Below are 26,194 nucleotides of genomic sequence, written 5' to 3'. Positions count from 1 at the left end.
TCAAAAAAAAAGAATATTGGCAGAGGCTTTCGGCACCATGAAAAACCCGCTCATCAGCCACTTTCAAGATATCCATGTGCATGCGGCCACCATCGAGGAATGGAGCCAGGACTACAGTCAATTAACCGCGGGTTCGGCTGAGAGTTCGCTCATGCAACTGTCGACTGCCGGTTGCCATGTGTTTCGCGAGCAGATCAACCAGCGCGTCGTGCAACACGGCGCGGCGCCGCGAGGCAAGATGTGTTTTGCGGTGCCGATCACCGTGCCGGGTTCGGTTCGGATGCAGGGGCGGGAGGTGGACGACAGCAGCCTGTTCTTCCTTCACGGTGGCGAGGAGTTCATGTTCCATATGCCGATGGGCATGGAGTTGTTGTCCATCACGTTCGAGCGTGAATTGTTCGAGCAGGCACTGGCGCAAACGGCGTCGGCGAAGGAGGTCGGCCAGTTGCTGCGTCAGCCGGTGATCAGGGTGTCCACGCAGCGCGTTGCCGGCGCTCGTCGGCGCTTGCTGGCGATGTTCTCCCAGGCCCTGATGCACGAAGCGCTCGACAGCACGCGAGACCGCGAGCGGGAGCAGGCGTTGGAACAGGCCATGCTTGGCGAGCTGCTGCAACTCTTGACCGACCCGGCCTGTGACAAGCAGCAACGCAGCCCAAGTTCCACGGGCAGTTTCATCGTCGAGAAATGCCACCGTCTGGCGACGGCGCAGTTGAACAGCGTGCCCAGCGTGAACGACTTGTGCCAGCGCCTGCAAGTCAGTCGGCGCACCGTGCAGAACAGCTTTCGCGCGGTCGCCGAGACCACGCCCCTGAACTACCTGCGCTCCGTGAGGCTCAACGGTGTGCGCCGGACCTTGATGTCCACCCGCGCGTCGGAGCTCTCGATCGGCGATATCGCTGCCCAATGGGGCTTCTATCACCTCAGCCATTTCGCCGCGGAGTACCACGCGCTGTTCGCCGAGTTACCGTCGCACACCGCACGTGCCGCCATCGCCGTCTGCGCGCGGGCCTGACGATCCAGTTGTTACGGTGCTGCCGATCTGTTCACGGATAGTGCATGGACTGTCCTCTTTAGTAGCACATCGTCTGGACAGAATCGGATGGGCGACTGCGAAGTATCCGACGACTACATCTAAATCAATCACTTAAGTCGACAGGCCAGAACCTGGCACGCCTCGTGCATTTTTGAATTTATGGATAATTGGATACAAAAATGCAAAGGTACCGCCGAATGCAATTTGCCCCCGCTTACGTTGACCGTCAGCCCCTGACTGCCGAGGAAGAGGCCTACAACTTCCTGCTCAATGCCATTTGCGGCGGCCGCTACCGCAAGGGCGACCGCCTGATTGCCGAAGACATCGCCAGTGAAATCGGTATGAGCCGCATGCCGGTGCGTGAAGCGTTCCGCCGCCTGGATGCCCAGGGCCTGGTGACCTTGCGCCCCAACCGCGGCGCCATCGTCGGCGGCCTGGATATCGATGAGCTGCACGAAGTCTTCGAGATGCGCAGCGCCCTCGAAGGCCTGGCGGTGCGTGTTGCGGTCGGTCGTATCGGCGAGCGCCAACTGGCGGCCCTGGAGCGCTTGCTGGACGAAATGGACGACTACCGCGACGAAAGCGCCGTGTGGGTCAGCCGGCACCGCGCGTTCCATGAATACCTGTGCAGCCTCAGCGGCCGGCCGCGGCTGATGAAGCAGATTTCGGCGTTGTACTCACTGGTCGAGGCGCCCATGCGCTTGTGGTTGCAACACGGTGAGAAACCCCTCAGCGCGCGCCAGGAACACGCGGTGATCCTCGACGCCATCCGTGCCGGTGACGCGGCGCGCGCCGAAGCCGTGGTGCGCGAGCACATCGAAGGCACCGTGCCGGCGCTGATTCAATTCCTGCAATCGGAACAATAGAAGCGGGCCCAAGCCCGCCTGTGTGTTGACGTTGAGTCCTGCCCCCGTTATTCAACGAACTGGAGTGTCTGGTCATGCATAAACGCCGCGCCTTGCTGGTGGCTCTCTCTCTCGGCCTCTGTACCCCATGGGCCTTCGCTGCGCCCCAGGTGCCGGAGCGTCTGCAGAAAGTCGATAAGCTCATCTACTGCTCGGGGATGGATTCACCGCCCCTGGTGTCCTTCGACGAAACCCAGAAACCGCGCGGGCTCACCGTCGACCTCGGCGTTGAAATCGCCAAGCGCCTGGGCGACAAACAGGTGCAGTGGCGGGTGATTCCGTTCTCCGGGCTGGTGCCGGCGTTGCTCGCCCAGCAGTGCGACATGATTGTCGATCAACTGTTCGACAAGCCCGAACGGCGACAGGTGATCGACATCGTCAACTACATGTATTCCAGCCAGTCGGTGGTGGTGCCCAAGGGCAACCCCAAGGGCATCAAGACCCTGGATGACCTGTCCGCGCACAAAGTGGCGGTGCTCAACGGTTCCACCATCAAGACCCTGTTGGACACCCAGAACGACAGCCTGACCAAGGCCGGCAAGCCACCGATGAAGCTGGTGGTCTACAACACCGACACCGACGCGTTCCAGGCCCTGCGCATCAGCCAGGTCGACGCCTACGGCACCACCGTGGAAACCGCCGGTTACTACGCGGCCATGGCCCCGGACCTGTTCCAGGAAGGCGTGCCAGCGTTCAGTCGCATCCTCACCGGCCTGGGCATGCGCAAGGACGACCCGCAACTGACCGCCGCCGTGCAGCAGATCATCAGCGACATGCGCAGCGATGGCAGCTACGTGCGGTTGCTGGACAAATGGCATGTCAGCAACGACACACTCGACTGAGGCAAACCTGCGATGAATTTCAATTGGGATGTGTTCTGGCAGTACCTGCTGCAGCCCAGCGGGGTGTACCTCACCGGGCTCTGGTTGACCTGCCTGATCAGCGTGCTGGCGATGCTGCTCGGCTGCGTGTTGGGGCTGGCGGCGGCGCTGCTGCGCTTGTCGAAGAACCCGCTGTTGCACCTGCCGGTGCGCTTTTATGTGTGGTTGATGCGCGGTACGCCGTTGCTGGTGCAAATCGTGTTTCTGTACACCGCATTGGCGGCGGGCGGGATTTTCCGCTTCGAGGACATCGAGCTGTTCGGCCTGATCGTGCCCGGCAATATCCAGGCGGCCATCATCGCCCTGGGCCTCAACGAAGGCGCGTACATGGCCGAGATCATCCGCGCCGGTATCGGCGCGGTGGACAAGGGCCAATACGAAGCCGGGCGTTCTCTGGGCATGGGCTTCGCCAAGCTGATGCGGCGCATCGTGCTGCCCCAGGCCTTCCGGGTGATCGTGCCGCCGCTGGGCAACGAGTTCAACGTGATGCTCAAGAACACCACCCTGGTCAGCGTGATCGGTGTGCAGGAGCTGCTGCTCAGTACGCAGATGATCACCTCGGCGACCTTCCGCGTATTTGAGCTGTACCTGGTGGTCGCCCTCTACTTCTTGACGCTGACGACACTGTGGGGCTTTTTCCAACGCTGGCTGGAGACGCGCTTCAGCCAGTCCGACCGGCCCACCGCGCCGCCGACGGCGTCCAGCCGCCTGTTCGGGCGCAGCACCCTGAAACTGCTGAGGGGACGTTAACCATGGCGCACCAAAGTGAAGAACTGATCATCGAAGCGCTGGATATCCACAAGTCGTTCGGTACATTGCCGATTCTCAAGGGCATCTCGCTGCAAGTACGCCGTGGCGAGGTAGTCGTGCTGATCGGCGCCTCCGGCTCCGGCAAGACCACCTTTATCCGCTGCATCAACCTGCTGGAAGACATCCAGGGCGGGCGCATCCGCGTCAACGGTCGCGCCATGGGTTATCGCGAGCGCAGCGACGGCAGCCTGGTGCGCGATTCAGAGCGCAACATCGCCCGTCAGCGCCGCGACATCGGCATGGTGTTCCAGCGTTTCAACCTGTTCCCGCACATGACCGCGCTGGAAAACATCATCGAAGCGCCGATCCAGGTGCTCGGCACGCCGCGTGCGCAAGCGCTGGAACAGGCCCGTGGCCTGCTGGCGCGGGTCGGCCTGGCGGACAAGGCCAGCCATTACCCGTCGATGCTCTCCGGCGGCCAGCAGCAACGGGTGGCGATCGCCCGCGCGCTGGCGATGAAGCCCCAGGCGATGCTGTTCGACGAACCCACCAGCGCCCTCGACCCGGAAACCGTCGGCGAAGTGCTGCAGGTGATGAAGGAACTGGCCGAGGAGGGCATGACCATGGTGGTGGTCACCCATGAGATGGGCTTCGCCCGTGAAGTGGCCGACCGCGTGGTGGTGCTCGACCAGGGCGAACTGATCGAGCAGGGCCCGCCGGAACAGATCTTCAGCCACCCCAGCCATCCGCGTACCCGAGCCTTTCTCAGCCGCGTGTTATGACTTTTTTTGAAGAGCCTTTGCCATGTTGAAATTTTCTGCTCACGAGTACCCTTATCCGTCGCAACGCCAAAGCGTCTTCGCCCGTCGCGGCATGGTCGCGGCGTCCCAACCGCTGGCCGCCCAGGCCGGGATCGAGATCATGCAAAAGGGCGGCAATGCCATCGATGCCGCCATCGCCACGGCGGCGGCGCTCACCGTGGTGGAACCCACCGGCTGCGGCCTGGGCGGCGATGCCTTTGCCCTGGTGTGGTGCAAGGGCCAGTTGCACGGCCTGAATGGCAACGGCCACGCGCCGGCCGCCTTGAACATCGAGGCGGTCAAGGCGGCGGGCCATGAGCGGATGCCGCTGTACGGCTGGACACCGGTCACCGTGCCCGGTTGTCCATCGGCCTGGGCGGAGCTGTCGCAACGCTTCGGCAAGTTGCCCTTTGCCGAACTGCTGCAACCGGCGATCAGCCTGGCGCGCGACGGTTTCCCCGTGTCGCCGGTGGTCGCCCATCAATGGCAGATCGCCCTGAATGAATTCAGCCCCCATCGCGACGCGGTGCTGGACGCCTGGTTCGACACGTTCCTGATCGACGGGCGCGCACCACAGGCCGGGCAGATCTTCCGCAACCCGGCCCAGGCCCGCACGCTGGAAGAACTCGCCGCGACCCGCTGCGAAAGCCTCTATCGCGGCGCCTTGGCCGAGCGCCTTGACGCGCACTCCCGCGCCAGCGGCGGCTACCTGCGCGCCAACGACCTCAAGGATTACCGCGCGCAGTGGGTGGCGCCGATCCACATCAATTATCGCGGCGTGGACGTCTGGGAAATTCCGCCGAGCGGGCAGGGGCTGGTGGCATTGATGACGCTGAAGATCCTTGAAGGCTTCAGCTTCGATCACCGCGACAGCCAACAGACCTGGCACCGTCAGTTGGAAGCGATGAAGCTCGCCTACAGCGACGGCCTGCACTACATCACCGATCCCCAGCATATGCGTGTGGCGGTGGCCGATCTGCTGAGCGACGCCTACAGCACGCGCCGCCGCAGCCAGATCGGTGAACAGGCGCAGCCGCCCAAGCCCGGCGACCCCCACGCCAGCGGCACGGTATACCTGGCCACGGCGGACGCCGAAGGCAATATGGTTTCGTTCATCCAGAGTAACTACCACGGCTTCGGCTCCGGCGTGGTGCTGCCCGACAGCGGCATCGCCCTGCAGAATCGCGGGCAGGAATTCAGCCTCGATCCGGCCCACGCCAACTGCCTGGCCGCGGGCAAGAAAACCTTCCACACCATCATCCCGGGCTTTCTCACCAAGGACGGCCAGGCTCTCGGACCGTTCGGCGTGATGGGCGGCTACATGCAGCCCCAGGGCCATGTGCAGATGGTGATGAACCTGGTGGACTTCGGCCTCAACCCCCAGGCGGCCCTGGACGCACCGCGCTGGCAATGGCTGGGCGACATGAAGGTCGGCATCGAACACGGCGCTTCGCGGGACTTGGTCAATGCACTGGCGCGGCGCGGGCATAAGGTGCAGACCGACAGCGACCTGACCGACTACGGGCGTGGGCAGATCATTCTGCGCGACCCGGTCAGCGGCGTGCTGTGCGGGGGGACCGAGCCGCGGACGGATTCGCATATCGCCGTGTGGTGAGCCGCTGATCGAGCCCAAGGGCGCGGTTTCACTGCGCCTGCCGGCTCAGCTTGACCAGCAGTGCGGCCATCAACAGCAGTACCGCCATCGTCACCAGCACGACCACGAAGCCTGCATCAAACGCCGAACGGGCGAACGCCGTCAGCATGGCGGCGCCCTCGGGTGACAAGGTCTCGGCGACTTTCAGCGCGTCGTCGAGGCTCTCGAATGTCATGGGGTTTCGGCTCAGCCATGACGGGATCATCAGGCCTGTCGAGTACGCGTAGATCGCTGACAAGAGGCTGCCTGCCAGTGTCACGCCCACCGCACCGCCCAGTTCGAACGAGACTTCCTCAAGAGAGGCGGCCATGCCGGCCTTGTCGGCGGGCACGCTGAGCATGATAGTGCTCGACGCTGCGGTCAGTGCCGCCCCCATGGTCAGGCCCAGCAGCGCCAGGCTGACGATTTGCAGCGGCACTGCGGCGTTGTACAGCGACACATAGGCCAGCATCGCGGCGGCTGACAGCAGCAATGTCCAGAACAGCATGCGTTGGTTGCCCAGGCGCGGCAGGTAGTAGCCGGCAAGCGGGCCGGCGACGAAGGAACCCAGTGGCAGCGGCAGGATGAACAGCGCCGCGTCCAGCGGCGACAGGCCCAGCACCAGCTGCAGGCGCTGGCTGAACACCAGTTCCATGCCAATCAAGGCGGCGGCGGACACGAGCGCTGCAATCACGGCATTTCTGAATCCGGGCGTGCTGAACAACGACAGATCGAGCATCGGTTGCGTCGCTCGGCGTTGGCGCCGAATGAACAGTGTGAGGCAGAGCGCACCGAGCACGACCGCCACCAGCATGGCGTCGAAGGAGGGCACCCGTTTGCCGAGTTCCTTGACGGCATACGCCATGCTGATCAACCCGATCATCACCTGCAGCGAACCCAGCCAATCCCAACGTCGTTCGGGGTTTCCCGGGTGGTCGGGGATCAACAGCACGCCGACGAGTAACGCCAGCAGCACAATCGGCACGTTGATCAGAAACACCGAGCCCCACCAGAAATGCTCCAGCAACAAGCCACCCACCACCGGCCCGAACGCCGCGCCCCCCGAGGCCACCGAGGCCCAGATCCCGAACGCCATGGCCTGTTCGCGCTCGTCGGTGAACGTCAACCGGACCAGGGCCAATGTGGCGGGCATCATCATCGCTGCGCCGACCGCCAGGAACCCCCGCGCGCCGATCAATACGCTGGCCGAAGGCGAGAAGGCTGCGATCAGCGAGCACAGCCCAAATACACTCAAGCCCCCGATAAATAGCCGTTTATGCCCCAGGCGGTCGCCGAGCGTGCCCATGCCCAGCAACAGCCCGGCGGCGATCAGCGCATAGATATTGATGATCCACAGTTTCTGCGACGCCGTCGCACCGAGCTCGCGCGTCAGTGTCGGCAACGCGGTGTACAGCACGGTCATGTCAATCACGATGAGCAGCAATGCGCTGGAAATAATGGCCAGGATCAACCAGCGTCGCGAAGCGGTCATGGGCAGGGCTCGATGGGTAAAGTGTCGAAGGCCGGCCACTGTAGCTCAGTTGTGCTGCATTGCCCCTCACACACGGAAATGGCCCACCAGGTTCTGTTGATGGTTGGCCATTTCATGCAGTGAGTCACTGGCCCTGGAGGCCTCGTTCATGCGCGTGGTGAGTGTTTCGCTGATGCCTCGGATGTCACTGACACGCTGGCTGATATCGTCCACGACGGTGCTTTGTTCCAGGGCGGCGCTGGCGATCTGCTGGTTCATCTGCTCGATCACGTCCACGGCCTGGGAGATGTTCTGCAGCGCCGCACGCGTCTGTTGCACTTGGATCACGCTGCTGCCGGCTTGTTCGCGACTCAGTTGAGTGCTGTGTACCACCTCCTGGCTCAGCTGTTGCAACCTCTCGATCACGTTGCGCACCTGTTCGACCGAACTCTGGGTGTTGCTGGCCAGGTGCCTGACTTCATCGGCCACCACCGCAAAACCGCGCCCTTGTTCGCCCGCTCTGGCCGCTTCGATGGCCGCGTTCAAGGCCAGCAGGTTGGTCTGTTGAGCGAGGGTGCAGATCACGTCCAGCACCTGGCTGATCTGGCTGCTGCTGTCGGCGAGGGCGTGTACCTGCTTGAGTGTGGCGTCCAGGCGCTGGTCGAGGTGTTCGATGTTGTGTACGGCGCTGGCGAAGACGGCCTGACCGGAGCGGCTCGCGCTTTCCGCGGCGCTCGCGGCGTCGGCGGCAGAGTGCGAGTGGCGCGCCACTTCCTGGGCACTGGCGCTCATTTCATGCAGCGCGGTCGCCGCCAGTTCCACTTCACGGTACTGGCGCTGCATGCCTGCGCTGACCTCCCGGGCAATGCCCGAGGACGTGTCGGCACTGGTGCGCGTGTCCCGCGAGGCGGATTGGATGTCGCGGATGATCGGCTGCAATTTGTCCAGGAAACGGTTGAAACCGTTGCTCAGTGCGCCCAGCTCATCGTGGCGAGCCACCGGCAGGCGTTGGGTGAGATCACCGTCGCCGTCGACAATCGCATCGAGCAGGCTGGCCACCTTCAGCAGCGGGCGCGTCACGCCGTAGGCCGCCAGCCAGATCAGCAGCATGCCCAGGCAACTGGCGAGCAAACCGAGGCCCAGGTTGAGCCAATTGGCCTGGCGGCGTTGGGCATCCAGTTCGCTCTGCATCTGCCGAACGGGGGCCTGCGCCACGGCTTGCGGCACCTTCAGCTGCAACGTCCACGGTGGGCTGCCCGCCACGGTCTGGACGGCCTGACTGATGTCGATGCTGGCGCCCGAGACCTCGCCACTGCGCCCGGCCACCTGGCCCGAGTTTGCGACTATGCTGACTGCGCTGGCGCCCTGGTACAGATCCTGGCGCAGGTTGGCCGCGAGTTTCTGCAGGGTGTCGAGGCCGATGTCCATGCCGACCACGCCGATCGTCGTGCCGTTGGCGATCAGTGGAATCGAAATGCTACTCATCAGGACTTTGCGGCCCTCCACCTCGCTTTCATAGGGCGCCACCACACAGGTGCGGCCCTGGGCCTGCGGGCAGACGTACCAGGCGTTTTCCGGCTCACTGCCCGCCGGCGCATGGTTGGCGGTGATTTGCGGCTCGGTGAGTACTTCCTGGACCAACTGCCCCGGTTGGCTCTGCGACCAATACAGCGCGAACCGGCCTGTTTCGTTGCCTGCCAACGCACGTTGCGCGGTGAACTGCGCGTCGGCACCCGCCAGCGCATCGGGCAGCAACACCACGTACAGGCCGAGCACTTTGTCGCGCTTGAGCAGTGTCTGGCGAGTAATGTTCACCAGTGTCTCGCGCAGTTGTGTCGCCGAGAGGTGGCCATTGAGGGTTTGTTCGCGCAGTTGCAGGACCTGTTGCGCGAAGCCTTCGCCATACAGCGCCGTCTCATTGAAAAACCGCGCGACCTGCTGACCGTGGGCAACCGCCTGGGCCTGCAAGTGCTCCGTGGCCGCTTGCGCCAGCAACTGAGTGCTGCGTGCCTTGAGCAGTTCTGCACTTTGTTGATTCTGGTACAGCGAGGCGCCGGTCAATGCGGCGACAACGGCCAGCAGGCACAGCCCGCTCAGGAGTGTGATGCGCCATTGAATAGTCAGGTGAGCAAAAGGCATGGCTGGGGGTTCCTGCGCGTGAGGGCTCTATGGGCTGTAATAGCCTGGTGGGCGCCGTCGTTTCTTATTGTTGCTAGCCGACATCCGGGCATAGCACGGCGACCCTAGAGTGCAGGGATGAACATCCGGGGGGTTATCCCAAATCGGCGGGGAACGGTGCTGGACGCTGAACTGTTTTGGGGCGGTGCAGGCGATGCTACCGATTTGGGATAGCGAGGGGTTTGTAGGGGGGCATAGGATCGAATACAGCGTGCAAGCCAAAAAATAAAAGCGCTACCCGGTGCCGATAGAGCCTTGATCGGAGCCACCCCACAGCGACTGCCTCATACAATAAGGTCAATAACATGAGTGTATCTATTCAGGTCAACAGCTCCACGGAGTTGAAGCGAGGCGCCCTGGGTGTCGGCTTCATCATCTTTTTCGTGGTTTCGGCGGCGAGTCCGCTCAGTGTCATCGCCGGCGGTTTTCCGATTGGCATCATGCTGGGTAACGGTGCCGGCACCCCGGCATTGCTGCTTCTCGCCTTGCTGGTGCTATTGGCGTTCTCGGTGGGTTACACCACCATGTCCCGGCACCTCACCAACGCTGGCGGTTTCTATGCCTTCACCTCGCGTGGCCTGGGCGGTTTGGCCGGGGGCTCGGCGGCGGTGTTGGCGATGTTTGCCTATAACATTCTCCAGATCGCCCTGTATGGCATGTTCGGCGGCGTGGTCAGCGGCACCATGGAGAGCGTGGTTGGCCTGGTGTTGCCGTGGTGGTCGTATTCGCTGATGGCGATGGCCAGTATTGCGGTCCTCGGTTATCGCAAGATTGATCTGTCGGCCCGGGTATTGTCGGTCGTGGTGATCGCCGAGTACCTGGCGATCCTCACCCTCGACTTCGCCATTCTCAAGAGCGGCGGCGACAGCGGCGTCAATCTCGACGCATTCAGCAGCCAGCATGTGTTCAGCGGTACGCCGTCGATCGGCCTGCTGTTCTGCTTCGCCGCCTTCATCGGCTTCGAGGCCACGACGATCTACGGCGAGGAAGCGAAAAACCCGCAGCGCACCATTCCGATTGCCACCTACTGTTCGGTGCTGTTGATCGGTGGGTTCTATGCGCTGTCGGTCTGGGCGATGGTGGTGGGCGTGGGCGCGGACAAGATCGTGCCGATGCTGCAGGCATTACAGGACCCCACGACCTTTATCTACGGCATGTCCGATCACTTCGTCGGGCCTTACCTGACCCAGATCATCCGCGTGCTGTTCATGGTCAGTATCTACGCCGGGCTGTTGGCATTCCATAACGCCGCCGCGCGCTACTTCTACGCGATCGGCCGCGACGGCCTGCTGCACAGTCTGCTGGGCACCACGCACCGCGTGCATCAGAGCCCGCATATGGGCTCGGCCTTGCAGAGCCTGATCGCGGCGGTGGTAGTGCTGATCTTCGCCGCCTTGGATGCGGACCCGATCCTGCAACTGTTCGCCTGGTTCTCCAACCTCGCCACCCTGTGCGTGATTTTGTTGATGGCGATGACCTCGGTCGCGGTGTGTGTGTATTTTCACCGGCATCCCGAGCTCAACGTCAGCGTTTTGCGCGGGCGCATTCTGCCGGGGATCTCCTGCCTGGCATTACTGATGGTGCTGGTACTGGCGGTGGCGCATTTCGATGTGCTCACGGGCGCCAGCAAGCTGTTGTCGTACAGCCTGTGCGCCGTCATCCCCCTGGCCCTGCTCGGCGGCATCCTTCTCGCCGCGCGCTTGCGCAAGGTATCGCCCCAGCGGTTCCTGGCGTTGGGCAGCCACAAGCTCTAAGGCATCAACCCGGTACAACTCTACTGCGAACTGTGCGCTTGTCGGTGTCCGACAAGGCGTGCCTGCGTTAAAGGAAAATTGCACATGCACCATTACACGATGCTGATCAACGGGGTTCAGGTTGCCGGTGAAAACGGGCAGTTTGACGTGATCAACCCAGCCACCGGCACCGCATTCGCACAGTGCCCGGCCGGTTCCCTGGCGCAACTGGACCAGGCGGTGGCGGCTGCCCAGGCGGCCTTCAAGACGTGGCGGCACAGCACTCACGCGCTGCGTTGCGAGCGCCTGCTGGCGATTGCCGAGGCGATCGAACAGGATGCCGACGCCCTGGCCCGGTTGATCGTTCTCGAACAGGGCAAACCGCTGGAGCTGGCGTTGTCCGAAGTCATGGGCGCCGCCGCGTGGACCCGCTATGCCGCCGCGCAACAGATCCCCGTGGAACTGGTGGAAGAAACCCCCACCCAGCGTGTCGAGTTGCACCGCAAGCCGCTGGGCGTGGTGGCTTCCATCACACCGTGGAACTGGCCGGTGATGATTGCCGTGTGGCACATCATGCCGGCGTTGCGTGCCGGCAATTGCGTGATCAGCAAACCCTCGAGCCTGACGCCATTGAGCACCTTGCGGCTGGTGGACATCATCGCTCGGCATCTGCCCCACGGGGTGATCAATTGCGTGACCGGTGAGCAAGGTTTCGGCAGCGCGATCACCACCCACCCCGGTATCCAGAAGATCGTCTTCACCGGCTCGACCGCCACCGGGCAAAGCGTGATGCGCGGCGCTGCCGGCAACCTCAAGCGATTGACCCTCGAACTGGGCGGCAACGATGCCGCCATCGTACTGCCGGGCACGCCGGTGGAAGAGGTCGCCGAAGCGATTTTCCAGGCAGCGTTCCTCAACATGGGCCAGACCTGTGCGGCCCTCAAGCGTTTGTACGTTCATGAGTCCCAGTACTCGGCGTTTGCCGATGCATTGACGCGCATCGCCGCACGCCAGGTCGTCGGTGACGGCCTGGCGCCGGGGGTCACGTTTGGTCCGGTGCAGAACCTGGAGCAACTGCAACTGGTCGAGGCACTGGTCGCCGATGCGCGCGAACACGGCGCGCGGGTTTTGTGCGGCGGCGCACGCCTGGAGCGTCCGGGGTTCTTTTATCCACCCACGCTGGTCGCCGATGTCACGGACGGCCAGCGGCTGGTCGACGAGGAGCAGTTTGGCCCGGTGTTGCCGTTGATCGCCTATCAGGATGTGGAAGACGTGCTGCGTCGCGCGAATGCGGGCGACATGGGCTTGGGCGGCTCGGTCTGGGGGCCGGACGTCGAACAGGCGACGGCGTTGGCCAGCCGTCTGGAAAGCGGCGTGGCATGGGTCAACTGCCATGCCCGCATCCAGCCGAACACGCCGTTCGGCGGCAGCAAGATGTCCGGGTTCGGTGTCGAGTTCGGCCTTGAAGGGCTGCTGGAATTCACCGGGCAACAGCTGTTGTTTGTCCACAACCGTGACGCTGAGTAAGGGCCTGAGCCATGTACGAAAAATACAAAACCGCGCAGAAGAAATTCTGGCATCCGATGAGTTCCAGTGCCCCGGCGCAGCGTGCCAAGACCTTGATCATTGCCCGTGGCGACGGCAACTACATCACCGACATCGACGGCCAGCGCATGCTCGACGGCGTGGGCGGCCTGTGGAACGTCAACATCGGGCACAACCGTGCGTCGGTCAAGGCCGCGATTGCCGCGCAACTCGACGAACTGGCGTATTACCAGACCTTCGACGGCATTGCCCATCCGCGGGTGTTCGACCTGGCCGAGCGGCTGACGTCGATGTTCGCCCAGGAGCAGATGACGCGTGTGCTGTTCAGTTCCGGTGGCTCCGATGCGGTGGAGACCGCACTGAAAATGGCCCGCCAGTACTGGATCGCCAGCGGCGAGCCGGGGCGCACGCGCTTTTTGTCCCTGCGCAACGGTTATCACGGCGTACACATGGGCGGCACGTCAGTGGGCGGCAATGGGGTTTATCACTACAACCACGGGCCGTTGTTGGCCGGATGCCATTTGCTCGACACCCCATGGTTGTATCGCAACCCTTGGGACTGCCGGGACCCGCAAGCGCTGACCGCGCACTGCATTCGCCAGCTTGAAGATCAGATCGCCTTGCTGGGCGCGCAGACCATCGCCGCGTTGATCGCGGAGCCGGTGCAAGGCGCCGGTGGCGTGATCGTGCCGCCGGACGACTACTGGAAGCGCCTGCGTGAGGTGTGCGACCGCCACGGCATTCTGTTGATCGCCGACGAAGTGGTCACCGGTTTCGGTCGCTCGGGCTGCATGCTCGGCAGCCGCGGCTGGGGTGTCGCGCCGGACATGCTGTGCCTGGCCAAAGGCATCACCGCCGGTTATATCCCGCTGGGCGCAACGATGTTCAATCAGCGCATCGTCGACGCGATTGAGCACGGCGAAGGCTTCAGCAACGTGATCATGCACGGCTACACCTACAGCGGGCATCCGACCGCCTGCGCGGCCGCCCTGGCGGTGCTGGATATCGTCGAAGCCGAGGACCTGCCGGGCAACGCCGCCAAGGTCGGCGGGCAATTGCTCGAACAGCTGCAAGCACTGACCGAGCGTTACGCCGTGGTCGGTGAAGTGCGCGGCAAGGGCCTGATGATTGCCCTCGACCTGGTGGCGGACAAAACCACCCGCGAACCGCTGAACCCGGCGGCCGGGCAGCCTTTGCGGATCGCTGACGCGGCACGCCGCGCCGGGGTGCTGGTGCGGCCGATCGGCAACAAAATCGTTCTTTCGCCACCGCTGACCCTCACGGGCGGGGAGGCCGAATTGATCGTCGCGGCGCTGGACACCGCGCTCGCCGCTTGCGGCTAGCCCTTGCGAGCCTGGCGCAGCGCGGCTGCGCCAGTGTTATGCGAATACCTAAGACAGCCTTTGAAGGTGCACCTCAAGGAGTTTCAACCATGCGGTATCCATCCCCTCCCTTTCGCCGCGGCACCCTGGCTGCTACATTGGCGCTTTGCGCCGTCGGCCAGGCCCATGCCTATGAGGTTTACAGCGACGAGAGCCGACATCTGAACGCCGATATGACCGCCGTATTCGGTCAGTTCAACAGTCGCAAAAACTATGACGGCGCCCCGGGCGGTTCGACCTGGCGCGAAGGCTTCATCAAATACGGCTTGAGCGGCGACCAGGCCCTGGCAGGCAAAGGCACGGCCTATGGCGCGTTCGCGCTGGTCAGTTCCGCGACCTGGGGCGACGGTGATCCGGCCGGCAATACCCTCGGCACCGAACACACCACGAAAATTGAAGACGCTTACCTCGGTTGGCGTTCCGGCGACCTGTTTCCGGCACTGGGCAAGGACGGTGTGGATATTTCCGGTGGGCGCCAGGTGGTCAAGATCGGTCGTGGTTTCCTGATCAACGACGACGGGCCGAACCTGGGCAAGGGCCCGGCGGATGGCGCGCTGAACCGTGGCGGGGCCTTTTACCTGGCGGCGCGGCATGCCTTCGATCAAACCGCGGTCCTGCGCCTGGGCGGGCAGGAGGGCGTGCATGGCAGCGTGTTGTGGCTCAAGTCCGACAACCGCGCCCAGGCTGAAACCGAACTGGCCGCCGGCACCCTGGACTACACCGCCAAGCCCGGCACCCTGGGGTTGACCTGGGTGCATGGCATCGATGTGAACGAGCGCTGGGCCAGCGATTTTCAGCGCCAGCGCAAAGGCATGAATGTCTACAGCGTGCGCGGCGAAGGCGATGCCGGGCTGCCGAACGTCAGCCTGGCATTCGAGTATGCCTGGCAGGACAAAGACGCCGGGCCTGAAAAAGCCTGGTACGGCGAAGCCGGCTACACCTTTGCCGACATCGCCTGGGCGCCGAAGCTGACCTACCGCTACACGCGCTATTCGCAAAAATGGGACCCGCTGTTCACCGGGCTCAGCACGGGTTACGGCACCTGGTTCCAGGGCGAGGTGGCCTCCAACTATGCCGGCCCGTTCAACAGCAACACCGGTATCCATCACGTCGGTCTCAAGGCAACGCCATTGGAGAACCTGACGGTCGGCGCGCTGTACTTCGACTTCGACACGTTGCGCAAAAGCAATGCGCTGAACCTCGATGCGCGGGAGCTGGACGTCTACGTCGAGTGGGCCGTCAACCCGCACCTGATCGTCACGCCGCTGATCGGCCTCTACAAGCCGAAGCAGGACTCCACCAGCGGCGGCAACCAGACGGTCGGCAATGGCACCAACCTGTACAGCCAATTCACGGTCGCGGTGCCGTTCTGAGGTTGACGGCCGTCGCGTTCCTGACCCTCAGGACGCGGGGGCGCTCGGTGGGTTGCGCATGTTTTCGGCAATTCGCCGTGTGGTGTCCATCACCATTTCGATCACGGTTTCCTGACGCAGCAGCTTGAAGCTCTGGCTGCTGCCGACGGCGGACAGACTGCCAACCACCTCGTCCATATCCGGCCGGATGATGGGCGCGGCGATGCCGGTCAGGCCCAGGTTGAGTTCGTCGTGGGTCAGGCAGTAGCCGTCCTTGCGGATCTTTTTCGCGGCCTTGGAGAAGCTGGCCCAGTCGTATGGGCTGTCCGGGTCGTGGGCCATGTGTTCTTCGAACAGGCGTTGCAAGCGTCGACCTTTCTGAAAGGCGATCAGCACCTTGGATTGCGCGCCGCGAAAAAACGGCAGCGGGTGTCCGCGGCCAAAGGAGAAGTGGTAGGTGTCGCTGGGTTCGGCGATGTAGGTGTTGATGATGCGCCCGTCATAAAAAACGCTGGCGAACACGGCCAGGCCGGTCTGGGCGGACAGTTCGTGCATCAGCTCGCGCCCGGCGAGGAGGATGGGGTCGTACTGGCGCATCATCCAGTCCAGTTCGATCACGCGCGGCCCCAGGCCGTAGCTGCCGGCATCCACGCGGGTCAGCAGGCCGGCGTCACACAGGTCCTTGACGTAGCGATACACGGTGGCGCGCGACAGGCCCATGCGCTCGGCGATGGTGTCCGGATCGATCTTCAACGTCTGCGGACCGAACAGGTCCAGGACACTCAACAACTTGCTCAGACTGCTCATTTCGTTCCTAGAAAAGGGGATGGCACGCGGGTGAGCACTATAGGCACGCCCGCCCGCGCTGAAAAGACGGCCGGCCCGATGGGGGGCCGTCACGCCACCCTATCGCAGTTAAGCGAAAAAGCAATCGTCGCAGCACTTTTCATAACCGATTAATTGGCATTTATCTCATAAGTAGAGACAAATGGTAAAAAACAGCTTGTTTGATGTGTTTTTATGTGTGATAAATCTCATCAAAGAAGATGCTCAAGCGAGAGGGCTGATAATGAATGGTGCGCAACTGATAGTGAATGCGGCAGCGGCAAGCGGTATCGAGTACTGCTTCGCCAACCCGGGAACCACGGAGATCCCGCTGGTGGCGGCCATGGCCAGCGCGCCCGCCCTCAAGCCGGTGTTGTCGTTGTTCGAAGGCGTCTGTACCGGAGCGGCGGACGGTTACGGCCGCGTCGCCGGCAAGCCCGCGATGACGCTGACTCACCTGGGCCCGGGGTTTGCCAATGGCATCGCCAACCTGCACAACGCGCGGCGCGCCAACACGCCTATCGTCAATGTGATCGGTGACCACGCCTCATGGCACGTCAACTACGACCCGCCCCTGGCCAGCGATATCCAGGCCCTGGCCGGCACCGTGTCCGGTTGGGTTCGCACGTCGCGCACCGCCTCGGCGATCGGTGAGGACCTGCAGGAAGCCGTGCGTGCCGCCTGGCAAGCCAAGGGCCAGATCGCCAGCCTGATCCTGCCGATGGACCTGCAAGCCGCCGCGGTGACGCACAACGGTGTGTTCACGCGGATGCAGGCGCCGATCCGCCGCTTTGCCGGCGACCGTATCGAAGCGGTCGCGCAGGCCTTGCGTGATGGTCAGCGGCTGGTCTTCATCGTCGGTGATCAAGGCTTGTCGGTTGCCGGCCTGGAAGCGGCAGGGCGTCTGGCGCAATTGCCCGGCGTGCGGCTGTTCGCCGAAACCTTTCCCCGGCTCAGCTACCGGGGCGGCGGCTTGCCGGACCTGGACCGCCTGCCGTACTTCCCGGAAGTGGCCATCGAGATCCTCGAGCAGTACGACAAGGTGGTCTGTGCCGGTGTCCCGGAACCCATCAGTTACTTCGGCTACGAAGGCATTCCGTCGCGGCTGGCCGAGCGTGAGCGCTTGCTGTCGCTGGCCGACGTCGGCGACGACGTGGCCGGGGCGTTGACCGCGCTGGCCGACGCGCTGAATGCACCGGCTTATGTGCCGACCCCGCGGGGGATCGAGCTGCCGCCAGGCGAGGCCGCGTTGACGCCGCAGTCGGTCGGCCAAGTGTTGGCCGCAGCGCTGCCGGACGACTGCATTGTCTCGGTCGAAGGGGGCACCTGCGGCTATCCGTTTTTCACCGCCTCCGCCGGTGCGGCGCGGCACCGTGTGTTGACCAACACCGGCGGCGCGATTGGCCAGGGCATTCCGGTCGGGTTCGGCGCCGCGCTGGCGGAGCCCGGTACCCGGGTGTTTTGCCTGCAATCGGACGGCAGCGCGCAGTACACCATTCAAACCCTGTGGAGCATCGCCCGCGAGCAATTGCCGGTGGTGATCCTGATCGCCGCCAACCACCGCTACGCGATCCTGCAGAACGAACTGCGCCGTTTCGGCATGACCGAACTCGACCCGCAAGCCCTCAGCCTGACCGTGCTGGACCGTCCGCGGATCGACTGGAAAGCCCTGGCCACCGGCTACGGCGTGCCGGCCCGTACCGTACACACCAATGCCGAACTGCAACGGGCGCTGGCCAATGCCGCCGCCGATGCGGGCCCTTGCCTGATCGAAATGGCACTGTGAAGGAGTCGATGATGAATCAGCTTGACGTGTTACCCGCCGTCCAGGCGTTCCTGTCTCAACCCGGCCGTCTGTTCATCGGCGGTACCTGGCAGGACGCGGCCAGCGGTCGCCGGTTCGCGGTGGAAAACCCTGCCACGGAAGAAACACTCACGGAAGTCGCGCGCAGCGACGAGCGCGATGTGGATGCGGCCGTAGCCGCCGCCCGCTCCGCATTCACGGGGGCTTGGGCGCAGCAGTCACCGGCCCAGCGCGGCATGTTGCTGTTTCGCCTGGCGGACTTGCTCGACCAGCACCGCGAAGAGCTGGCGCAACTGATCACCCTGGAAAACGGCAAGCCGATTACCAACGCACGCGCCGAGGCGGCCAGCGCGGCCAGCATCCTTCGTTACTTCGCCGGTTGGCCGACCAAGATCGAAGGCAGCACGCTGCCGGTATCGCCGGCCAGCGGCGCACCGATGCTCAACTACACGTTGCGCGAGCCGGTGGGCGTCTGCGCCTTGATCGTGCCGTGGAACTTCCCGTTGAACATGTGCGTGTGGAAGCTCGGCCCGGCGCTGGCCACCGGCTGTGTGGCGGTGCTCAAGCCCGCCGAGCAGACGCCGCTGGTGGCGATCCGGCTGGTGCAGTTGATCGAGGCGGCGGGCTTCCCGCCGGGTGTGGTCAACCTGATCACCGGCCTGGGCGCCGAGACCGGCGCACCGCTGGCGCAGCATCCTGACGTGGACAAGATCGCCTTCACCGGCTCGACCCAGGTCGGGCGGCTGATCGCCCAGGCGGCCACCGGCAACATGAAGAAGGTCTCGCTGGAGCTGGGCGGCAAATCACCGAACATCATCTTGCCCGACGCCGACATCGTGCGCGCCGCCAAGGGCGCCGCCGATGGGATTTTCTACAACCAGGGCCAGGTGTGTACGGCGGCATCGCGTCTGTACGTACACGCCAGCGTGCTGGATCAGGTGCTCGAAGAATTGCAGCGCCACGCTGCTGCCCATGTCCTCGGCAACGGCCTGGACCCGGCCAACAGCATGGGCCCGCTGGTGTCCGCGCGGCAGCTGGATACGGTCAAGGGCTACCTGCAGCGCGGCCAGGAGGAGGGCGCCGAACTGATTTGCGGTGGCGGCCGCCCCGAGCACCTGGAACGCGGGCACTTCATCCAGCCGAGCGTGTTCCTCGATCGTGCCGAGCGTGCCTGCGTGGCCCGCGAAGAGATCTTCGGCCCGGTGCTCACCGTCATGAGCTGGACCGACGTCGATGACCTGGTGTTGCGCGCCAACGACTCGCCCTATGGCCTGGCCGCCGGCCTGTGGACCCGCGACTTGCGCTCGGCGCACCGCCTGGCGGCGCAGCTCCAGGCCGGTTCGGTGTGGATCAACTGTTGGAACGTGGTCGATGCGGCTTCGCCGTTCGGCGGCTACAAGCAATCCGGCTGGGGCCGGGAAATGGGCAAGAACGTTATCGACGCCTACACCGAGACCAAAAGTGTGTTTGTCGATCTCGGCTGAACAGAATAATCACAAGAGGAACTGCTATGGATCTGGAATTGAAAGGCCGCGTGGCAATCGTCACCGGAGGTGGCATGGGCATCGGCAAGGAAGTTGCGCGCTTTCTGTCCGAAGAAGGCTGCAAGGTGGTGATCTGTGCGCGGCGCATGGCGTTTCTCCAGCTGGCCGCCGAAGAGATCAGCGCGCAGACCGGCAACGAAGTACTGCCGCTGTTCTGCGACACCAACGATATGTCGGCCGTGTCGGAAATGGTCGCCGCCGCGCACAAGCACTTCGGCCGCATCGACATCCTGGTCAACGGTGCCGCGGCGCCGTCGGGCGTGGTGCGCAATGACATCGAGCATGCCGGCGACGACGAGTTGCTGTCGGACCTCAACACCAAAGTGATCGGCTACTTCCGCTGTGCCAAGGCCGTGACCCCGCACATGAAGGCGGGTGGCTTCGGCCGCATCATCAACATCGGCGGCCTCACCGGGCGCAGCAGCAAAGTCCTCTCGGGGATGCGCAACCTGGCGATCGCGCACATGACCAAAACCCTGTCCGACCAGTTGGGCGCGTTCGGCATCACGGTCAACCTGATCCACCCGGGCGTGGTCGACACCCCGCACATCCGCGAGCTGTACGAGCGCGAAGGGATCAAGCAGGGCAAGACCCCGGAGCAGGTCGAGCAGGGCTACATCGACGCAACGCCGATTCGCCGCACGCTGGCGCCCATTGAAATGGGTTGGCTGATCGGCTTCCTGGCGTCCCCCAAGGCTGGCGCGGTGACCGGTGAATCCATCGGCATCGACGGCGGCCTGACCCGTGGCATCTTCATCTGAGGAGTAACTGCGATGAGTAACGGAACCCTATTAGTCGCCACCGTCGGCCAGGCCGTGATCCGTAGCGCCGACGATGGCCGCAGTTGGCATCGTCTCGGCCTCGGGCAGGATCTGGAGTTCGATGCGATCACCCGTTCGCTGAGCTTTCACCCCGGCACGCCGGACGTGATTTATGCCGGCACCGACATTGGTTTGTGCGTCAGCCACGACACGGGCGGCCATTGGCAGCAGGTCGACACGCCGTTCAACGGGCAGACCGTGTGGAAGGTGGCGGTCGACCCGCAGGATGCTCTGCGGATATTCGTCGGCACCGGTGCGCCTTCGCGCGCCGAGCTATGGCGCACCCTGGACGGCGGCCTGAGCTGGGATCGCGCGCCGGTGGAAATCCCGGAGTTCTGTGATGGCGTCAGTCGTCCACGGTTGCTGGCCTTCGCCTACGACCCCACCGACCGCAACCAGGTGTGGTTCGGCCTCGAGGAGGGCGGGTTGTTCCATTCGCGTAACGGCGGCGAAAGCTGGATGCGCGTCGATGATCGGCTGCTGTGGGACTTCAACTCGGACATTCACAACATCCTGGTCCTGCCCAATCACGGTGAGAAAGTCATCGTGGTGGTTTGCGTCAATGCGGTTTACCGCAGCCTTGATGAAGGGCTGACCTGGACCGGCATCGTCGCCCGCGAAGCGTTTGGCCTGTATTACGCGCGCGCCATGAGTGCGCCATTGGGCACGCAGGATACGCTGTACCTGAGCATCTCCGACGGCACGCCGGGCACCACCAGCAAGATCCTGGTCTCCCATGATGCCGCGCTCAGTTGGCAGGTGTTGCCGCTGCCGCAACAGCCCAATTCCTGTGTGTGGGCTATCGCCTTCAACCCGGCGAACCCTCGGCAAATCGTCGCGGGCACCAAGTACGGCCATTTGTTCACCTCCGAGAACGGCGGTGACGGCTGGCAGAAGCAGTGGCGCGAATTCAGTGAGATCGCTGACGTGCTGTGGACGCCCGCCGTGGCGCAGATCAAGGCGGGGCATCAATCCATCGTCAAGAAAAACTGAGGTAGTGCGTGATGAAAGTCGAAGTCCTTCGTACTCACTTATCGCTATGGGTGAGTGATCCAGATGTGTCAGCACTTTGGTACGCCGACATCCTGGGTATGCACGAAAGTGCCCGTGGCGAGAGCTGGGTGATGATGGCGTTTGGCACCAAGCACCACGACATTGCGTTGATTCGTGCCGAACCCGGCGCCCATCAGGGCGGGTTGGGGTTGCAGCACTACGGATTGGAAATCGCCGGCGACATGACCACCCTGCGCCAGCTCTACGGCATGTTGCTGAGCAAAGGCGTCGAGGTGGTGAAAATCACCGATCACGAAATCGGCCATGGCGTGTATTTCCACGATCCGGATTGTAATCGCATGGAATTCTTTCTCGAGACCGAGCACGACGACGCACTTGGCAAGGCCCGCTTCAAGGCCGCCGGCGCGCCGAGCCGGAATTTTAAACTCGACCCACTTTGAATAGAGGCAGCTCTGATGAAAACCGCGAATTTCGCCAGCTATCACATCCGTAAATGGTACAGCTTCATTGAAGAAACCCTGGCCAACGAAACCGGCCAGTTGGCCGATGGCGAACCTGTGTACAAGTACGCCATCGCCGCAGTGATTGCCAACCCCTATGCCGGCCGCTTCAGCCAGACGCTGGATGCATTGGTGGACGACTCGCCGTTGCTGGGCGAAGAGTTCGGCCGGCGCATCAACGCACTGGCCGGCGAGCACGAGATTGTCAGCTACGGCAAGGCTATCCTGGTGGGCACCGAGGGCGAGTACGAGCACGGCAACGCGTTCCTGACCAACCCTGCCGCCGATCCGATCCGTGTCGCGCTGGGCGGTGGCAAGTCGTGGGTGCCGTCCACTGGCAAACGTGGCGGTCCGGGTTCGACCATTGACGTGCCATTGGCTCACAAGGACGCGCTGTATGTGCGCTCCCATTACGACAGCATGTCGCTGATGTTCGGTGACGGTCCTTCGCCGGACGAGATCGTTGTGATCTGGGCCTTCGCCACGCGCGGACGCCTGCATGCACGGCTCGGCGGTTTGCAGGCGGCGGATGTGCAAGGTCTCGACGGGCTGCACTGAGCCCGGGCGCAAGGCCTTGCGTGGCATCCGATCAAAACCACAACAAGAAAGCGGTGACTAGCGATGAAGCAGGACAAAACCCAGGTGGTCATTGTCGGCGGCGGCCCGAACGGGATCACCGCCGCACACTATATGGGGATGTACGGTATCGACTGCGTCGTCCTTGAACTGGCCGACGGCATCCTGCCTTATCCCCGCGCAGTTGGCATGGATGATGAAGCGCTGCGTGTACTGCAGGGGATCGGCATTGCCGAGCTGGCCGCACGTGACATGATCTGCGATGTACCGCTGCGCTATTACAACGCGCGTGGCGTGTGTTTCGCCGAGGTCAAGCCGAGCGTCGCGCAGTACGGTTGGCCGATGCGGAACATCTTCATGCAGCAATTGCTCGAAGGCACCCTGCGCGAACATCTCGTGCAGCACGCCAGCGTCCAATTGCGCCAGGGCCATGAACTGCTCGAACTGGAGCAGGACGAGCAGGGCGTGACCTTGCAGGTGCGCGATGCCCACGGCGAGCTCTACCAATTGCAGGCCGACTATGTGATTGGCGCCGACGGCGGGCGTTCCACCGTGCGCAAACAGTTGGGCGTCGAACTGCTCGGGCTCACGCATCCGCGCAAATGGGTGGTGGTCGATACGGCCAACGACACCCTGGATGCGCCGTACACCGCCCTGCATGCCGATCCGCAACGGCCCTTCGTGTGTATCTACCTGCCTTATCAGCAGCGGCGCTGGGAGTTCATGCTGCTGGAGGGCGAAGACGAAGCGAAAATGTGCGACGAGGCAACGATTCGTGAACTGATCCGTGGCCATATCGGCGCGGCCGTGGATCAGTTGAACGTCATCCGGATCCGCGCTTACACCCACCACTCCCGCGTTGCGGCGCGGTTTGTCCAGGGGCGGGTCGCGCTGGTCGGCGATGCGGCGCATATTTCGCCGCCCTGGGCCGGGCAGGGCCTCAATTCCGGCCTGCGCGACGTGGCCAACGTGGCCTGGAAACTGGCGGCGATCATTCAGGGCCGCGCGGCGCCATCGATCCTCGCCAGCTACGACCAGGAACGCCGCGGCCACGCCACCGAGCTGGTGGCGCTGGCCGACAACATGGGCGCCGTGCTGGGGTTGACCAACCCGCTGATGGCCGGCGTGCGCGACTGGCTGTTCCAGGCGGTCAACAGTGTCGACAACCTGCGCTCGCACCTCTTGGAATTCAAGTTCAAACCCAAGGCCACCATCACCCAAGGCCTGGTCTATCACGAGCGTGCCGAGCTGCGCGAAGACGACCTGGTCGGGCAACTGTTCGTGCAGCCTTATATCGAAGATGCCCAGGGCCAACGTCGGCGCCTCGACGACATGCTGGGCAACTCGTATGCCGTGCTGGGTTACCGTACCAATCCCCGGGCGCCACTGAGCGAGGACATGGCCGCGTATTGGGCGCGTTGGAACACGCGCTTTATCCAGGTCAACCGTTCGCGCAGCGGCGTGGGGCGCAACCAGCCGCTGACGGCGATGGACGCGATCAGTGTGGAGGACGTGGATAACCGGCTGGGCGAGTGGTTCTCCAAGGTGCGCGACTGCATCGTCGTGGTGCGTCCGGACCGCTTTGTCGCGGCCATTACCACCCCAGAGCGGCTGGACGGTGTATTGCGCAAGCTGGCGGAGCAACTGTCATGAGCACGCCCGACGATGTACTCGGCCAACTGCGCCAAGCGAGGCTCAGCGCTCATGCCATTGCACCTTTGGCACCGCAGGCGCTGGACCGGCAGCAAGGCTACGCGCTGTTGCGCCAGACCCTGGAGCGACGCGTGGCCGCCGGGGAGAAACCGAGCGGCTGGAAGGTCGCCTTCGCTGGCCGAGCCGCGCAAGCACGCTTTGCTCTCGACGAACCGGTGTACGGCGGCCTCACGGATGCGATGCAGGTCGAGCCGGGGAGTGCGGTGCCGTTGGCGCGGCTGATCCAGCCCAAGCTGGAGGTCGAACTGGCGTTCGTCTTCGGGCACGCGCTGGCGCCGGGGGACTACCGCGACCAGGACATTCTGACGGCCATCGCCGAGGTGGCGCCCGCGTTCGAAATCGCCGACTGCCGGTGGCAAGGCTGGCGTTTCGGGCTTGGCGCCTTCCTCGCCGATAACGCGGCGGCGGGGCTTTACTGTGTGGGGCCGAGGTCGCCGTTCGAGCCGCAACAGCATGCCTGCGTGCCCTATCGTCTGGAGCACGAAGGGGTTCACCTGGGCAGCGGCGATACGCAGGCTCGGGAAGACAACCCCCTGTTCAATCTGTGCTGGTTGGTGCGCCGGCTCCTGGCGGACGGTCACCGTATCGAGGCTGGGCAGGTGGTGCTGTCGGGCGCGTTGCTGGCACCGATCGATATACAGCCGGGAACCTATCGTCTGCAGATGCTTGGCACGGAACTGGCTTTGGTTTTCCAGGCGGACACTGTGCCCGTGTGAATGCCAGCTGCCGTCAGGGATGACTGAGCCCCCTTCAGGCCAATGACCAGACACAGGCCGCCGAGGAACGACGAATATGCTCGCTGAAGTCCGAACCTTCAATGATCCTCAACAGCACGCCGGCTCGATCCAGGGCTGGCAGCAGATCTACGACCAACTGGGCCGTGGCTGCCTCACCAGTGAACTGCGCCAGTTGTCCTGCGATCGCTTCCAGATTTTCCAGGAGGTGCTGGACAAGCGAGTGGTGCAGCATGGTTCCTCGCCCAAAGGCCGGTTGTGCGCCGCCATGTCATTGGGCAGCTCGCCGGTGGTGCAAGGGCAGCAAGTGGACGCGCAGAGCGTGGTGCTGCTGCGCGATTCAGAGGAGTTCGTATTGCATGCCCCGGAAGGCACGCATTTTTTCGCGATCAACGTCGACGCGGTACGCTTTGCCAAACTGGCGGCTTTCGAATTATCCGGCGAGCAGCTTAAACGCCTGACCACCGTGTCTCAGCTGCGTGTGGATGAGGCGTTACTGCTGCGTATACACCAGCGTATTCACCCGTTGTTTCGTCACCTTTTGGAACATACCGACGCGATCAGCGCCGTTTCGGAAAAGATCCTGGAAGATGAGCTGCTCGGCACCTTCCTGGACCTGTTCACCCATGCCAGCGACGAGGTGCGTTGCCGGCGCGGCAATTTCGCCGTCAGTGCCTACCTGGTCCGGCGTTGCCAGGAGTTGATCGTTGCCAGTGGCGATACCCCGTTGAGCATCCTCGACCTGTGCGAGCAATTGCGCGTCAGCCGCAGGACCCTGCAGAACAGTTTTCAGGCGGTGACCGGCCTGCGCCCGGTCGAGTACCTGCGCAATCTGCGCCTCAACGCGGTCCGGCGGCGGTTGATCGCGACCGCGGCCAGCGAGAAAAACGTCGGTGAGGTCGCCGTGGCCATGGGCTTTTTTCACCTGAGTCACTTCGCGGCGCATTACCGCGAATTGTTTGGCGAGTCGCCCTCGGAAACGCGCAGGGCCGAGCGCTGA

22 protein-coding genes and 1 pseudogene are annotated in these 26,194 nt (G+C 63.6%); 19 read left to right on the top strand and 4 right to left on the bottom strand.

Features of this window, described 5'->3' with window-relative positions; all coding sequences use genetic code 11:
- Positions 1–37 precede the first annotated feature (37 nt).
- The 6 genes from ACP7E3_RS25680 (at position 38) to ACP7E3_RS25655 (ending at position 5,984) form a co-directional block, all read left to right on the top strand.
- The gene (locus ACP7E3_RS25680; RefSeq protein WP_046384102.1) at positions 38–1,012 is read left to right on the top strand and encodes a helix-turn-helix domain-containing protein; all 975 of its coding nucleotides are present in this window, start codon (positions 38–40) and stop codon (positions 1,010–1,012) included.
- Between the two features lie 218 nt (positions 1,013–1,230).
- Positions 1,231–1,899: a GntR family transcriptional regulator gene (locus ACP7E3_RS25675; RefSeq protein ID WP_046384101.1), complete on the top strand. Its 669-nt coding sequence runs from the start codon at positions 1,231–1,233 to the stop codon at positions 1,897–1,899.
- Between the two features lie 74 nt (positions 1,900–1,973).
- Entirely contained in the window at positions 1,974–2,780 is an 807-nt protein-coding gene (locus ACP7E3_RS25670) for an ABC transporter substrate-binding protein (protein WP_426124802.1), read from the top strand.
- Between the two features lie 12 nt (positions 2,781–2,792).
- Positions 2,793–3,569, top strand: a complete 777-nt coding sequence (locus ACP7E3_RS25665) for an amino acid ABC transporter permease (protein ID WP_046384099.1) — start codon at positions 2,793–2,795, stop codon at positions 3,567–3,569.
- 2 nt (positions 3,570–3,571) lie between these two features.
- Positions 3,572–4,351: an amino acid ABC transporter ATP-binding protein gene (locus ACP7E3_RS25660; protein ID WP_046384098.1), complete on the top strand. Its 780-nt coding sequence runs from the start codon at positions 3,572–3,574 to the stop codon at positions 4,349–4,351.
- Positions 4,352–4,373: 22 nt separating this feature from the next.
- Positions 4,374–5,984, top strand: coding sequence for a gamma-glutamyltransferase family protein (locus ACP7E3_RS25655; protein WP_426124799.1), 1,611 nt, complete (start codon positions 4,374–4,376; stop codon positions 5,982–5,984).
- A 28-nt stretch (positions 5,985–6,012) separates the two neighbouring features.
- On the opposite strand, the gene ACP7E3_RS25650 is transcribed toward ACP7E3_RS25655, so the two are convergent.
- The 3 genes and pseudogenes from ACP7E3_RS25650 to ACP7E3_RS25640 form a co-directional block, all read right to left on the bottom strand.
- Positions 6,013–7,494, bottom strand: a complete 1,482-nt coding sequence (locus ACP7E3_RS25650) for an MFS transporter (protein ID WP_426124797.1) — start codon at positions 7,492–7,494, stop codon at positions 6,013–6,015.
- A gap of 66 nt (positions 7,495–7,560) precedes the next feature.
- Complete coding sequence (locus tag ACP7E3_RS25645) at positions 7,561–8,316, bottom strand: methyl-accepting chemotaxis protein (protein ID WP_370737511.1); 756 nt, start codon at positions 8,314–8,316, stop codon at positions 7,561–7,563.
- A 102-nt stretch (positions 8,317–8,418) separates the two neighbouring features.
- Positions 8,419–9,612, bottom strand: a pseudogene (locus tag ACP7E3_RS25640) (HAMP domain-containing protein); the annotation flags it as partial.
- 344 nt (positions 9,613–9,956) lie between these two features.
- On the opposite strand from ACP7E3_RS25640, the gene ACP7E3_RS25635 reads away from it, so the two are divergent.
- The 4 genes from ACP7E3_RS25635 to ACP7E3_RS25620 all read left to right on the top strand — a co-directional run bounded on the left by ACP7E3_RS25635 (position 9,957) and on the right by ACP7E3_RS25620 (position 15,684).
- On the top strand, positions 9,957–11,405 hold the full coding sequence (locus ACP7E3_RS25635; protein WP_426124795.1) for an APC family permease: 1,449 nt from the start codon (positions 9,957–9,959) through the stop codon (positions 11,403–11,405).
- A gap of 84 nt (positions 11,406–11,489) precedes the next feature.
- Positions 11,490–12,911 (top strand): aldehyde dehydrogenase family protein, encoded by a 1,422-nt coding sequence (locus tag ACP7E3_RS25630; protein ID WP_301555983.1) that lies wholly within the window; start codon positions 11,490–11,492, stop codon positions 12,909–12,911.
- A gap of 11 nt (positions 12,912–12,922) precedes the next feature.
- Positions 12,923–14,272 carry an aminotransferase class III-fold pyridoxal phosphate-dependent enzyme gene (locus ACP7E3_RS25625; protein ID WP_046384092.1) on the top strand — a complete coding sequence of 450 codons (1,350 nt, stop codon included), beginning with the start codon at positions 12,923–12,925 and terminating at the stop codon, positions 14,270–14,272.
- 89 nt (positions 14,273–14,361) lie between these two features.
- Positions 14,362–15,684 carry a hypothetical protein gene (locus tag ACP7E3_RS25620; RefSeq protein WP_169864809.1) on the top strand — a complete coding sequence of 441 codons (1,323 nt, stop codon included), beginning with the start codon at positions 14,362–14,364 and terminating at the stop codon, positions 15,682–15,684.
- Between the two features lie 27 nt (positions 15,685–15,711).
- Here ACP7E3_RS25620 and ACP7E3_RS25615 read toward each other — a convergent pair whose 3' ends face one another.
- The gene (locus ACP7E3_RS25615) at positions 15,712–16,470 is read right to left on the bottom strand and encodes an IclR family transcriptional regulator (RefSeq protein WP_301555985.1); all 759 of its coding nucleotides are present in this window, start codon (positions 16,468–16,470) and stop codon (positions 15,712–15,714) included.
- A 262-nt stretch (positions 16,471–16,732) separates the two neighbouring features.
- Here ACP7E3_RS25615 and ACP7E3_RS25610 point away from each other — a divergent pair, with 262 nt between their 5' ends.
- The 9 genes from ACP7E3_RS25610 (at position 16,733) to ACP7E3_RS25570 (ending at position 26,194) form a co-directional block, all read left to right on the top strand.
- On the top strand, positions 16,733–18,274 hold the full coding sequence (locus ACP7E3_RS25610; RefSeq protein ID WP_169881454.1) for an acetolactate synthase large subunit: 1,542 nt from the start codon (positions 16,733–16,735) through the stop codon (positions 18,272–18,274).
- A gap of 11 nt (positions 18,275–18,285) precedes the next feature.
- Positions 18,286–19,776 (top strand): aldehyde dehydrogenase family protein, encoded by a 1,491-nt coding sequence (locus ACP7E3_RS25605; RefSeq protein WP_426124792.1) that lies wholly within the window; start codon positions 18,286–18,288, stop codon positions 19,774–19,776.
- A 26-nt stretch (positions 19,777–19,802) separates the two neighbouring features.
- Entirely contained in the window at positions 19,803–20,597 is a 795-nt protein-coding gene (locus ACP7E3_RS25600; RefSeq protein ID WP_017846967.1) for an SDR family NAD(P)-dependent oxidoreductase, read from the top strand.
- Positions 20,598–20,609: 12 nt separating this feature from the next.
- A complete protein-coding gene (locus ACP7E3_RS25595) occupies positions 20,610–21,650 on the top strand; it encodes a WD40/YVTN/BNR-like repeat-containing protein (RefSeq protein ID WP_046384088.1) in 1,041 nt (346 codons plus the stop codon).
- Between the two features lie 11 nt (positions 21,651–21,661).
- On the top strand, positions 21,662–22,111 hold the full coding sequence (locus tag ACP7E3_RS25590; RefSeq protein WP_046384087.1) for a VOC family protein: 450 nt from the start codon (positions 21,662–21,664) through the stop codon (positions 22,109–22,111).
- 15 nt (positions 22,112–22,126) lie between these two features.
- The gene (locus tag ACP7E3_RS25585; protein WP_046384086.1) at positions 22,127–22,729 is read left to right on the top strand and encodes an amino acid synthesis family protein; all 603 of its coding nucleotides are present in this window, start codon (positions 22,127–22,129) and stop codon (positions 22,727–22,729) included.
- Positions 22,730–22,792: 63 nt separating this feature from the next.
- A complete protein-coding gene (locus ACP7E3_RS25580; RefSeq protein ID WP_046384085.1) occupies positions 22,793–24,400 on the top strand; it encodes a bifunctional 3-(3-hydroxy-phenyl)propionate/3-hydroxycinnamic acid hydroxylase in 1,608 nt (535 codons plus the stop codon).
- Positions 24,397–25,176: a 2-keto-4-pentenoate hydratase gene (locus tag ACP7E3_RS25575; RefSeq protein WP_128192040.1), complete on the top strand. Its 780-nt coding sequence runs from the start codon at positions 24,397–24,399 to the stop codon at positions 25,174–25,176. Before ACP7E3_RS25580 ends, ACP7E3_RS25575 begins: the two co-directional genes overlap by 4 nt.
- Before the next feature lie 76 nt (positions 25,177–25,252).
- Positions 25,253–26,194: a helix-turn-helix domain-containing protein gene (locus ACP7E3_RS25570; protein ID WP_046384083.1), complete on the top strand. Its 942-nt coding sequence runs from the start codon at positions 25,253–25,255 to the stop codon at positions 26,192–26,194.

Origin of the sequence: Pseudomonas sp. PSPC2-3 (assembly GCF_049898265.1) — a bacterium.
Taxonomy (GTDB): domain Bacteria; phylum Pseudomonadota; class Gammaproteobacteria; order Pseudomonadales; family Pseudomonadaceae; genus Aquipseudomonas; species Aquipseudomonas veronii.
The sequence above is the reverse complement of the archived record's forward strand: the minus strand, read 5'-3'. Positions and strand labels throughout refer to the sequence as shown.